The sequence below is a fragment of the Chlorogloea sp. CCALA 695 genome, assembly GCF_003003885.1.
Classification (GTDB): domain Bacteria; phylum Cyanobacteriota; class Cyanobacteriia; order Cyanobacteriales; family Chroococcidiopsidaceae; genus Aliterella.
In genome coordinates this window covers 1-10,840 of sequence record NZ_PVWN01000092.1, presented here as the reverse complement: position 1 = coordinate 10,840, position 10,840 = coordinate 1, and the positions used below count along the sequence as shown (strand labels likewise).

Below are 10,840 nucleotides of genomic sequence, written 5' to 3'. Positions count from 1 at the left end.
GATGCTACTACCACTATTTTTGAAACGTATTTCTTTCCACCTGGTTTTGAGTACCCAGAACCTGAAGCTTGGTTTCCCGCACCCCCTCCATAGGAAATCGCAAAAATGGCTACAGTATTGCTCATTGATGCTAGTGCGCGTGTGACTCGTTCTCTCAGCCGAGATCTAACAACTGCATTCACCCAGCAATGGTTGAAGTCTAGACCTAACGATACCCTGATTACAAGGGATGTAGGACTAAATCCACCTTTAGCCATTAGCGAGGCTTGGATTGCCGCCGCTTTCACTGCACCCGAAAAGCGGACGATCGCGCAGCAGGAGGTACTCAAGGTTTCCGATCAACTTCTGGCAGAGCTAGAGCCTGCTAACTTGATCGTCCTTGGTACGCCAATGTACAACTACGGAATGCCAGCAGCACTGAAAGCATGGATAGACCAGGTGATTCGGATTGGACGTACCTTTTCCTTTGATCTGGCGCGTGGTGAACAACCGAGCGAGCCTATTTTGACCGGAAAAACCTTGATCATTCTATCTTCATCGGGGGAAGGCGGCTTTGAACTTGGCGGCATGAACGCCGCCATAAACTATCTCGATCCCCACATTGTAACTGCATCAAGACTATTGGGAGTCAGAGAACACCATGTTATTCGCATTGAATACCAGGAATTTGGCGACGCTCGACATCAAAAATCTATTCAGTCTGCTCATGCCGCAATCGCTGGTTTAGTGCAACAGCTAACTCAGAACATAGGGGTACCCAACTGTGACGATAACAGCAAATTAGGAGAATGAGACTGCAATTGCGGCGTTGACTAATTCACAGCTTGAAATGATTACTGAACCCATCTCTGTATTTCTCAAAATTTGTCCTCTATTAAGACTCAAATGAGATAATTTATGTCTAACGCAACCATTGCCCCCTTTGATGCCCCAAACCGTCAGACGATCGCCCAAGGTCACCCGACCGATTGGCAGTCTCCTCACCCCAAGGATATATACGATTTGGTGGTGATCGGCAGCGGTCCGGCTGGACTGTCCGCCGCGTTTGTCGCCACCGCCGCGGGACACACCGTCGCGGTGGTCGAACGCAACCTGACTGGCGGCACCTGCGTCAACTTTGGTTGCAATCCGAGCAAATCCCTGCTGCGTGCCGCCCGCGCCGTGTTCAATGCCCGTGAAGGAGAGAAGTTCGGCTACACGCTCAACGAGGCACCGCGAGTCGATTTCGCAGCGGTCATGACCCGCGTGCGGGAAATGCGGGCGCTCAAGAGTAGCCTTGCGGCGGTGTCGGTCGAGGCTGGGGCTGGCATCGATGTGTTTCTCGGCGACGCTCACTTTATCGATGCCAATACGATCGCGGTGGACGGACAGTTGCTGCGGTTCAAAAAAGCCCTAATTGCTTCGGGCAGCGGACCTGCTATTCCCGATCTGCCGGGGCTTGCCACCGCCGACTATCTGACAAATGAGACTGTGTTTGAGTTGACCACGCTCCCCCGACGGTTGGTCTGCATTGGAGGCGGTACAGTGAATTGCGAACTGGCTCAGGCATTCCGGCGGCTGGGCAGCGAGGTCGATTTAGTGGGTCATGCAGAACGCCTGCTGCCACAGGAGGAACTGGCAGCAAGCGAGGTGGTGTCCAAGCGGCTAGAGGCAGAGGGGGTGCGGCTGCACCTGGGAGTGAAACCGATAAAAGTGGATGGCGGACAAAAGCGCCTAACTTTGAGCGACGGATCGGAACTGGCGTATGACGCGCTCCTAATCGCGACTGGACGAAAGGTGCATGTGGACGGGATGGGACTGGAGGCTGGCGGGGTGGAGTTCAGCGCGGCTGGAGTTAAAACCGACGATCATCTCCAGACGACAAACCCCTCGGTGTACGCTGCTGGAGACGTAGCCCGACCGGAGAAGTACACTCATGTGGCGCACGCGACGGGTGAACTGGCGGCGGCAAACGCGCTGGACGGAGCCGGAAAGCGCGTTTCGGATCTGGTCATTCCCCGATGTACCTACACTGACCCAGAAGTGGCTCAAGTCGGCATTACCCCACAGGAAGCGGCGGAACAGGGAATTGCCATCAACACCCACCGCCTAGAGTTAGCAAAAGTCGAGCGGGCGGTAATTGATGGGGAGACAGACGGATTTGTCGCTTTGTACACCCACAACGGGATCATCGTGGGGGCAACCTTTGTGGCTGCCCACGCAGGCGAGTCCGTGCCGCTGCTGACCCTGGCGGTGATGCAGAAGATGTCACCGTCCGAGTTGGCAGCGATAATCTACTGCTTCCCAACTCAGAGCGAGGCAATCGGGCAGGTCGCCGCTCAAGCCAGCTAATAGCTGCAACAGTTAGGTTTCAACATTTTCACAAGGATTTTGTGCTAAAAACATCATTACCTGAAACAGCAACTACAGTCTCTCAACGCAGGTTAGGGCTAGTTGCGGTACTTTTCTCCGTCATGCTCTGGGCAGTAGCTGCCAACACAATCAGTAGCTTGCTTGTCGCAGGCGTGAATCCTTTTGAACTGACAGTATCGAGTGTGGCGATCTCCACCTTTGGTCTTGCTGTTGTGAGTAGCTTCAGGATGAAAGCAGAAGTGAAAGCAATGAGCCGACAGCAGTTTATCCTGGGCTTGTTGTTTGCTGGTTTAATAGGAGCAAATTACTTGGCGATCGCCCGTCTTCCAGTTGCTGTTGCGATTTTACTGCTGTTTACATCACCCCTGATGGTCGTGCTGTGGACAGCATTGACGACTTGGCGTATGCCTGGGCGATCGGTACTTGCAGCAATGCTTTTATTGATTGTCGGAGTTGTGCTGGTGTCGAAGGTAGTGGAGAGTAATCTCAGTGAATTTAATGGGTTTGGCATTCTCATCGGTCTATCAAGCGCTGTGTTTTTCACCGCTTATAACCTGCAAGGTGAGCGAGTCGGACATTCAGATGAAACCCTGGGAGTGATGCTGAAAACCTTTGCAGTTGCTAGCGTCTTCTGGCTTGCTTATCAGGTAACGCAAGGAGTCCCTGAGACGTTGCTTGAGCCGGAAAATATGTGGAAAATCCTTTATGTCGGCATTGCTGGAACCACCCTTCCTTATTCCCTCTTCTTCTGGGGTATCCAACGCGTTCAGACTGAGCGGGCTGTGGTAATTGCAACGCTCGAACCCGTGATTGCTGCTGTGCTGGCATGGCTGTGGTTTGGTCAAACGTTAACGCTTTTTCAAATTATCGGCGGCATACTGATCGTTTTTGCTGTCACCGTGCTGCAACTGATCAATTCATCGTCACAATCCACTGCAAAAATTGAGCGATAAGCCTTCTGGCTAGTCCTGAATATGTAAGAACATAAGATAAATAGAAAAAAGTAAAGTAATGAATTCATGTTTTATAATTTTAGCTCAAGCGCCCCCAACTACAAATATTATTCAGTCTATTACGAGTATTGTTCAGGCACTAGCTTTGATTGTTTCCCTGGTGTATGCTGCCATACAAATTCGGGATAATACTAGAGCCGTAAAAAGTCAAGCCTATCAGTCAATTATTACTGCTTATGCTGAAATTGAAGCTCGTATTGGTCAAGATAGTGAAACAGCTAGACTATACGACATAGGTTGCAAATATCCAGACAAGTTAAACGATGAAGAAAAAGTTAGATTTACGCAATTGATGAGTAGTACTTTTAACTTTTTTGAAAACTTACATTACCAATATAAAAATGCTTTATTAGAGGAAAGTATGTGGGCTGGATGGTGTAAATTAATGATCATAAAATTGAAGATTCCAGGTGTTAAAAAATATTGGGAAGACAATGGTTATATATATAGTAAAGATTTTCGTGAGTATGTAAAATCTGGTAAATGCCCAAGAAATTAAACAACGATTGACGAATTAAGCGCAAGCGCTTAATTTTAAATTTTCATAACCAATAACTGATGACAACGCTGCTACTGATCCATCATCTGGATAAGTCGTCCGGTCTTTATTCTTAAAAAAGCTCTTTGCTTCTTCTAGTATAAAGCTTTAGCACTTCTGGGTTTAAGGTGATTATATTCTGTTAGGGACGCTCAACAAAACCATAAAATAGAATAAAAAACGCTTTTCGAGAGCTACTACTCCCTTACTTATGTATAGGCGTTTGAGTAGCAAGTGTAACCAAAACCACGATAAGGACTTTTAACCAAGTTAAGTTAACGAAATCAGTAGGTTTTCACACGTGCGAGATCGCACTTAAAATTTTTAGATCGCCTGTACAATTAGTAATTATAGACGAATGGCACTAAGTTAAGAATGCGCCAGTCTTAAAGCTAGGTATATGTGCATTTCAGTTATTTGAACAAATGCACGTAACATCACGAATTCATTTCTTCTAAAACTTTTTCAGTTCAAAAATCTGGAGAAACGCTGTCTTACTGCGCTTGTTTCTAAGAAGTTGCCCTTATCACTTCTTGCAACACAACAGTTGTGCTGGCTGGGTTTCGCCTTAATAAGCGTGCTATTCGGTTACAGCGTAAGGTCGACCATAAATGGTCTATGACAAGGGGTATTGCTATGTGACTGGCACACATTCGTGTCATCTTGCAAACATTTCTCATAGTATATATGGGTAACCGTCAAGTGTTACTGATGGAGACTTAATGGAGACTTCTGTGAAATCCCTAGACAAAACCGTCCTCGTTTTCGGTGCGACAGGTCAGCAGGGCGGCTCCGTAGCAAGTGCCTTGCGCTCAAATGGTTGGCGGGTCAAAGCGCTGGTTCGCGATCCGAATACCGATAAGTCCGAGGCGATCGCAGCCCAAGGAATTGAGCTAGTTCGCGGCGATTTAACAGACGTGCCATCGATTCAAGCTGCAATGGTAGGCATCTATGGTGTATTCAGCGTTCAGCCAAGCTCTGGACAAGGCGCAGCCGCTGGTGTGACCGATGAAGCTGAAATCCGATATGGGAAGGCGATCGCAGACATCGCAGTCGCGAACGATGTTCATCATCTCGTTTATAGTTCTGCAAACGCCGCAGGTGCGACTAAAACTGGAATCGGGCATTTTGATACCAAAAGTGAGATTGAGGAGTACATTCGCGGTTTGAATATCTTAAGCACCGTCATCCGACCGAGCGCGTTCATGGAAATCTTGACGCTACCCGGTATGGGACTCGATAAAGGCGCGTTCGCGTTTTTCATGAGACCAGATCAACCGATGCAATTCATTGCAGTTGAGGACATTGGAAAGATAGTCGCCCGAATTTTCGCCGCTCCCGCGAAGTTGGGCTCACAGACTATCGAGATTGCTGGCGATACAGTGACGGGGGCTGAACTGGCCGAAAAATTCAGCCGGACAGCCGGATGTCCCATCACCTATCATCGCTTTCCAGACAGCCTGCTTGAACAGAATGCTTTCCTCGGAAGACTAGCTAGACTAGTCGATCAGGGTCGACTAGCCGGTAATGCAGACGTTGCGTCGCTTCGAGAAAATTTCCCTGGGCTGCTCACGATGGACGAGTGGCTCACGGGCGCTGGAAGGTCTGCGCTTCTTGCTACGATTCAAGCTGACGGCGGCGAAGTTGCACTTCGGTGAGAATGGCAGGTATTCGCTGAGGCAGCGAATGCCATGTTGCACGACTGCTGGCGCATCTGCGGTCTATGGCGCGGATGATGTACGTCCGGTTCCAGATGAAACCGGACGTACACGGCAGCCACCCGTCCCTGTGATTAAGATAATGGCTCAAACCTGTGGGTAAGCTATTACATGGATAGCCCAAGCTCGTAACGATTGATAAACAAGCCGCTTCCCCAAGTCGTGCATTTCAATTGATGCACGAAAAGCAAATAGTCTAGCGTGCTAGTTGTTTAATCTTTGTCCACAATCGTCTTATGCTTACGTTCAATTCTTTGAGTGTTGGACTTACCGACATTATGCTCTTATTGATCTAAATACCGTTAATAAGCTCCCCACCCGAATCGCAATAAAATAAGCGAGAACGCTACCTGTAGCGACCCACCGTGATCGGGGCGCAGAGTCATTTTACTGGCAAGTCCGGGCCATTCTTGGGCTTGTCTAGGAAAGGGCGGACTCGGATATTGGTTAACCGAGTTTCGCTTGACAGACTGATTGGGGATTTCCGGTCTGGATGCTTCCTGATTAGGTATCTCCTGTTTGTTTGTTGGGGGAGAAGATTGCTGCGCGAAAATGGGTGCTGCTTGTGCTGCAACAAAGCCAACGGATAGTCCCCCAAGAACTTGACGGCGTGAGGGTTTTTTAGAGTTACTTTTTGAGTCCATCTTTATTGTTCCTAGAATTGTTGAAAGATTGCTGAATGCGGGAGATTATATAACTTTTCGGGCGCGATCAGCTTCGAGGTGGCAGTGATGATGCCGCCGTAGTTGATAAACGACACGCTTACGCCGGTTTTGCCGGTCATCGTGTATCGGGTAATGGGCGTGCCGTCCGCTGTCGTGCCGAATGGCGAACTGGTCAGCGACGCGGTCTCGGTCGGCATTTGGCACGATGACATGACTAACGTCAGGCAGAGAGCGATGCCGCCGGACAGGATAAATCTGCAAATCTTCATCATCTTGTTATTGCTGCCGAATTACGGAATGGGAGTTAGCGTCGGTCTCGAAAACTCTTGAAATAGACCATCCACACCGAGCGCAACTATGTCGGCGTTACCGGTCGGATTGACGTAACGAAAGCGTTCGTTAATCCGCCGCGCGGTTGCGGTTTTAGCAGCAGCCGTGAAACCTGATCTCGCAATTTCTTCGGCGGCGAATCCGCGCACCGTGCGGAGATATTCACGCTGATCCGCCAGCAACTGCTGTTTTGCCCCGGAGTCGCCGTGACCTGGATGAACGACGCGCGCGTTCGGGAACATTGCATCCACGCGATCAAGGGCGGCGAGCCACTCGCCGGTTGCGCCCTCGCCCATAAAAGCGTGAACCCGGTTCATCACGAGATCCCCGACATACAAATCTCTCGATACCGGAGCATAATACACAGTTACGCTGTTGGCTTCGGCTCTTCCCATCTCCCGTGCGATAAGTAATAATCCGTCGATTGTCAAGGTAACATCGCCCTCCAAGATTCGCCCGGGAACGGCAAACTCTCGCGGTGTTATCTCTGGTGCATCTTTCTGTTCCGCCGCATTGTAGCCGTACGCGTCGGTGCGAATTGTGTTTTCCGTCACTGCCGAGGCGTACACCACCGCCTCAGGAAATGCCTGCTTGAAGATGCCTAAGCCGGTATAATGGTCTGGATGTCCGTGCGTGATCAGAATCGCGCGCACTGGCTTGCCGACGGCGCGGACTGCCGCCAACGCCTCTCTTGCGTGGACGAGATCGCGTTGAACGTCAATGACTACTAGCCCGCCGCCTGGTGTTTCAATCCAGTGTGTGTTTACCGTTCCCTGTCCCTTGTAAGTGTACACGCCAGTGCGGACTGCCGCTACCTGAGAATTTTCGGCATGAGCTGAAGACGCTTGCCAAGCAATATCTACTGTCGGCATGAAAACGTCAGCAAAGGCAAGTGCGAAAGCAAATGCAAGTACGAAAAAAACACGATGTTTAAACATGAGAAGCCCTCGCAAGATGAAGGAAAGGAGATGAGTGGTTAGGGGGTGGTTGTATTTCGATACCTGATGCTATTTTTCACAGCAAAAGCAAGGTTTAGAATTGTGAGGGGAGCAGTCTCAAATCGTGATGACCACCTTGCCGAAATGAGCGCCACTTTCCAAGTAAGCCAACGCTTCCTTGGCTTTGTCGAAGGGAAAGACCCGATCGATGATGGGGTGCATCTGTTGTTGACTGATCGCCCGATTCATGTCTTCAAACGAATCGCGAGAGCCAACACTAATCCCCTGAACCTTTACGTGTTTTCCTAAAATAGACGTGATATCGATTTCACCCTTGATGCCGTTGATTACCCCGATAATCACGACTGTCCCGCTAAAACGAACTGCTTTTAGGGATTGGGCAAGCGTTGCTGAACCGCCTAACTCTATGACGTTATCTACTCCTCGACCTTCTGTGAGTACAGTTACTTTTTCGTCCCAGTTCGGCGTGGTTTTATAGTTGATGCCGATGTCCGCTCCCAGAGCTTCCGCTTGCTGTAATTTCTCATTACTGCTGCTGGTAATAATCACCTTTGCCCCCATCTGCTTGGCGAACTGCAATGCAAAGATGGAAACGCCACCAGTTCCCAATAAGAGCACGGTATCGCCAGCTTTGAGTTGCCCTTCAACGACCAAAGCATTCCAAGCTGTGACCGCTGCACAGGGCAAAGTCGCGGCTTCCTCGTAGGAGAGATGTTCGGGGACGCTCACCAATCCTTGCTCGTCAAATACTACAAGTTCTGCCAACACGCCATCGAGCTCACCACCTAAACCTGAGTTATTTTTCTCTAAAGTCAGTTCGCCAGAGATATGCGATTGCCGAAATATTCCGGCGACGCGATTTCCTACTTGCCATCGTGTCACCCCTTCAGCTACTGCAACGACCTCCCCAGCTCCGTCAGAGAGCGGTACATTCGGCTGAACGCCGTAAGTTCCTCGCAAAACCTGGATATCTCGAAAGTTCAATGAGGCTGCGTACATTTTGACTAAGACCTGACCTGTTTGAAGCGTAGGTTCTGGACGCTCGACCAGCGTTAAGGCATCGATTCCTTGACGATCAGAGTGGATCTCATAAGCTTTCATCGTCGATTACTCTCCTAAATGACGGTTATTTTCACTTATTCAGCAGTGTAGACTTTCTCATCATTAATGAGTAGGTAGTAAAATAGAGAAACACCTTCTCAAATATGGAAAGATTGAATGGACTTTAACTCGGCTGCCTTATTTGCTAAAGTAGTCCAGTATGGTAGTTTTTCAGAGACTGCTCGACGTATTAATATGCCAGTGGCAACTGTCAGCCGACGGATTGCCGCTCTAGAAAAAGATCTTGGTGTTCGACTATTGGAACGCTCGACCCGCCACCTCCGCCTGACTGGCAGCGGTACAGCCTTTTATGAATATGCCGCTCGCGGACTTGAAGTCTTTGAGAGCGGCTTGTCCACTCTAGAAAATCAGCACCAAGAGTTGACAGGAACCCTCCGCCTCTCTATACCCTCTACCTTTCTGCCTTGGCAGGCATTACTTCAAGATTTTCAAGCCTGCTATCGCCAGGTCAAGCTCGAAATTTTGATGACCGAACGCAAGCTTGACTTGATTGAAGATGGAATTGATGTGGCTTTAAGATTTGGCGATCCCAAGGACAATCAAGCCATTGCCAAAAAGTTAGGTAAAGATCGTCATCAGCTCGTTGCTAGCCCTGCTTACCTAGCACAATATGGCGAACCCTCGCAGCCAGAACAACTTCTAATTATGCCCTGCGCGAGTTGGAATAATCAAATAGGTGGCACGACAACATGGCTATTAGGAAATGAGTCACTCGAGATCGCGCCCTTTTTGCAAGTCAATAATTATGCTTATCTCCTCCAGTTAGCTCTAGCAGGTGCGTGTGTGACTGAACTGCCCCCTTTTCTAGTTCGAGAGCATCTAGTTAGTGGACAGTTGAAGACAATACTGCCCGATTATCCGTTACTTACTCAAGAAGTAAATCTCCTCTATCCATCCCGTAAGCAACTATCGCCACTAATAAGAATTTACATTGATTTTTGTTCTGAATGGGTTACTGGCTTGTTTGAGTAGAAAAACATTTATGCGTAGGAATTACCGACAATCGGCTCAATAGCAACATTCGTTCGCGATCTGATATTTCGGAGTTACCAAAGATAACTCATTACACAAGAAGGTAGTCCTGAAGAGGTAAGGACATAACGCTCTTTCATCACTCTAGGCAGAAAAAAATGAGAGACCATCGAAACCTGAGATGTCTGGGATAGCACCACGCATCCGATTCATGAAGGCAATTAGCGTTGAAAAACCAATTAATAAATGTGGAATTGGGAAAACTTTGAGCCAAGGTTTAATTAGATTAAGGAAGATAAGTAGTTAGGTGGAATTAAACTTAAAACGCTCCACGGTGTAACAACCTTTAATACTACGAGATTCCATTCCATCCATGATTGCCAAGGCTAAATCATATTCATCCTCAAACATCCGTCCGGCAATTTCCTGAACCTATCCCACTAAGGTCAAAAACGTGATAATCTAATTCTCAGATCGATTTAAGCTACGCGAAATATGGCGGGAAGATTTGAGGGATTGAGTGATTTAGAATGGAAGCTATTTGAGGATGTGATGAGCGAGAAAGGAGAAAAGCGGGGAAGAGGAATGCCCCATGCGCCTTTCCGTTATATCCTCAACACTTTGATATATGTATTAATTACGGGCTGCCGTTGGTGTGATGTACCGAAGGGAGAAAACTGGGCATCAAAAAGTTCAGCGCATAGGTGGCTCAAGCGTTGGCAAACTGATGGAACCTTAGAACGATTGCAAGCACGGATACTAGGAATCGCGTCAAACGCGAGGATTAATTAACTGGAATTATGGGGCTATAGACGGCTCTTTTTCCCCCTGGCAAAGGCGGTGGTGATGGTGTTGCCTATGGTTATAAGGGTAAAGGGATTTTAATTCATACTTTGACGGACGGTAATGGTATGCCTCTTGCTTGTAGCACACGCGCGAGCTAATGGTAGTGAACGAGAACAAGTGATGCCGCTAATTGACAGTATCGTTGTCAAAAATAACCACCCTGGTAGACCCCGCAAACGAGTTAAAGTGCTGGCGGCAGATAAGGGGTACGATTCCAAGCAACTAAGAGCGACTTTACGCAAACGTGGTAAGCTGATAGACATTTAACTTGTAAGAACTTTATTTCCTTTATTACGGAGCTTTCTATTCCAATTAATTACTAAGT

The 10,840-nt window shown here is 48.4% G+C and carries 13 protein-coding genes; 9 read left to right on the top strand and 4 right to left on the bottom strand.

Annotation, left to right across the window (positions count from 1 at the left end):
* Nucleotides 1–105: 105 nt before the first annotated feature.
* The 6 genes from C7B70_RS23835 to C7B70_RS28555 all read left to right on the top strand — a co-directional run bounded on the left by C7B70_RS23835 (nt 106) and on the right by C7B70_RS28555 (nt 5,724).
* On the top strand, nt 106–792 hold the full coding sequence (locus C7B70_RS23835) for an FMN-dependent NADH-azoreductase (protein WP_106371410.1): 687 nt from the start codon (nt 106–108) through the stop codon (nt 790–792).
* Between the two features lie 105 nt (nt 793–897).
* Nucleotides 898–2,331: a mercuric reductase gene (locus C7B70_RS23830; protein WP_106371409.1), complete on the top strand. Its 1,434-nt coding sequence runs from the start codon at nt 898–900 to the stop codon at nt 2,329–2,331.
* A gap of 41 nt (nt 2,332–2,372) precedes the next feature.
* On the top strand, nt 2,373–3,305 hold the full coding sequence (locus tag C7B70_RS23825) for a DMT family transporter (protein ID WP_146134159.1): 933 nt from the start codon (nt 2,373–2,375) through the stop codon (nt 3,303–3,305).
* Nucleotides 3,306–3,363: 58 nt separating this feature from the next.
* Nucleotides 3,364–3,864, top strand: coding sequence for a hypothetical protein (locus C7B70_RS23820; RefSeq protein ID WP_106371407.1), 501 nt, complete (start codon nt 3,364–3,366; stop codon nt 3,862–3,864).
* Nucleotides 3,865–4,625: 761 nt separating this feature from the next.
* Complete coding sequence (locus C7B70_RS23815; RefSeq protein ID WP_106371406.1) at nt 4,626–5,561, top strand: NmrA/HSCARG family protein; 936 nt, start codon at nt 4,626–4,628, stop codon at nt 5,559–5,561.
* Nucleotides 5,562–5,589: 28 nt separating this feature from the next.
* Nucleotides 5,590–5,724: a hypothetical protein gene (locus C7B70_RS28555; RefSeq protein WP_255409377.1), complete on the top strand. Its 135-nt coding sequence runs from the start codon at nt 5,590–5,592 to the stop codon at nt 5,722–5,724.
* A gap of 199 nt (nt 5,725–5,923) precedes the next feature.
* Here the strand turns inward: C7B70_RS28555 and C7B70_RS23810 are convergent, their stop codons facing one another.
* The 4 genes from C7B70_RS23810 to C7B70_RS23800 all read right to left on the bottom strand — a co-directional run bounded on the left by C7B70_RS23810 (nt 5,924) and on the right by C7B70_RS23800 (nt 8,676).
* Entirely contained in the window at nt 5,924–6,265 is a 342-nt protein-coding gene (locus C7B70_RS23810) for a hypothetical protein (RefSeq protein WP_199192506.1), read from the bottom strand.
* 11 nt (nt 6,266–6,276) lie between these two features.
* Nucleotides 6,277–6,558, bottom strand: coding sequence for a hypothetical protein (locus C7B70_RS26165; RefSeq protein ID WP_146134158.1), 282 nt, complete (start codon nt 6,556–6,558; stop codon nt 6,277–6,279).
* 18 nt (nt 6,559–6,576) lie between these two features.
* Nucleotides 6,577–7,554, bottom strand: coding sequence for an MBL fold metallo-hydrolase (locus tag C7B70_RS23805; RefSeq protein WP_199192505.1), 978 nt, complete (start codon nt 7,552–7,554; stop codon nt 6,577–6,579).
* A 117-nt stretch (nt 7,555–7,671) separates the two neighbouring features.
* A complete protein-coding gene (locus tag C7B70_RS23800; RefSeq protein ID WP_106371405.1) occupies nt 7,672–8,676 on the bottom strand; it encodes an NAD(P)-dependent alcohol dehydrogenase in 1,005 nt (334 codons plus the stop codon).
* A 117-nt stretch (nt 8,677–8,793) separates the two neighbouring features.
* Between C7B70_RS23800 and C7B70_RS23795 the strand changes: the two genes are divergently transcribed.
* The 3 genes from C7B70_RS23795 to C7B70_RS27305 all read left to right on the top strand — a co-directional run bounded on the left by C7B70_RS23795 (nt 8,794) and on the right by C7B70_RS27305 (nt 10,782).
* Nucleotides 8,794–9,669, top strand: coding sequence for a LysR family transcriptional regulator (locus C7B70_RS23795; RefSeq protein WP_106371404.1), 876 nt, complete (start codon nt 8,794–8,796; stop codon nt 9,667–9,669).
* Between the two features lie 495 nt (nt 9,670–10,164).
* Nucleotides 10,165–10,461: a transposase gene (locus tag C7B70_RS23790; RefSeq protein WP_199192504.1), complete on the top strand. Its 297-nt coding sequence runs from the start codon at nt 10,165–10,167 to the stop codon at nt 10,459–10,461.
* Between the two features lie 114 nt (nt 10,462–10,575).
* A complete protein-coding gene (locus tag C7B70_RS27305) occupies nt 10,576–10,782 on the top strand; it encodes a hypothetical protein (protein ID WP_199192503.1) in 207 nt (68 codons plus the stop codon).
* The last annotated feature ends 58 nt before the right edge of the window (nt 10,783–10,840 follow it).

What these genes read in the sequence shown, in the direction of transcription:
- C7B70_RS23835 (WP_106371410.1), top strand. Translation starts at nt 106, where the DNA reads ATGGCTACAGTATTGCTCATTGATGCTAGTGCGCGTGTGACTCGTTCT.
- C7B70_RS23830 (WP_106371409.1), top strand. Translation starts at nt 898, where the DNA reads ATGTCTAACGCAACCATTGCCCCCTTTGATGCCCCAAACCGTCAGACG.
- C7B70_RS23820 (WP_106371407.1), top strand. Translation starts at nt 3,364, where the DNA reads ATGAATTCATGTTTTATAATTTTAGCTCAAGCGCCCCCAACTACAAAT.
- C7B70_RS23815 (WP_106371406.1), top strand. Translation starts at nt 4,626, where the DNA reads ATGGAGACTTCTGTGAAATCCCTAGACAAAACCGTCCTCGTTTTCGGT.
- C7B70_RS28555 (WP_255409377.1), top strand. Translation starts at nt 5,590, where the DNA reads ATGCCATGTTGCACGACTGCTGGCGCATCTGCGGTCTATGGCGCGGAT.
- C7B70_RS23810 (WP_199192506.1), bottom strand. Translation starts at nt 6,265, where the DNA reads ATGGACTCAAAAAGTAACTCTAAAAAACCCTCACGCCGTCAAGTTCTT.
- C7B70_RS26165 (WP_146134158.1), bottom strand. Translation starts at nt 6,558, where the DNA reads ATGATGAAGATTTGCAGATTTATCCTGTCCGGCGGCATCGCTCTCTGC.
- C7B70_RS23805 (WP_199192505.1), bottom strand. Translation starts at nt 7,554, where the DNA reads ATGTTTAAACATCGTGTTTTTTTCGTACTTGCATTTGCTTTCGCACTT.
- C7B70_RS23800 (WP_106371405.1), bottom strand. Translation starts at nt 8,676, where the DNA reads ATGAAAGCTTATGAGATCCACTCTGATCGTCAAGGAATCGATGCCTTA.
- C7B70_RS23795 (WP_106371404.1), top strand. Translation starts at nt 8,794, where the DNA reads ATGGACTTTAACTCGGCTGCCTTATTTGCTAAAGTAGTCCAGTATGGT.
- C7B70_RS23790 (WP_199192504.1), top strand. Translation starts at nt 10,165, where the DNA reads ATGGCGGGAAGATTTGAGGGATTGAGTGATTTAGAATGGAAGCTATTT.
- C7B70_RS27305 (WP_199192503.1), top strand. Translation starts at nt 10,576, where the DNA reads ATGGTATGCCTCTTGCTTGTAGCACACGCGCGAGCTAATGGTAGTGAA.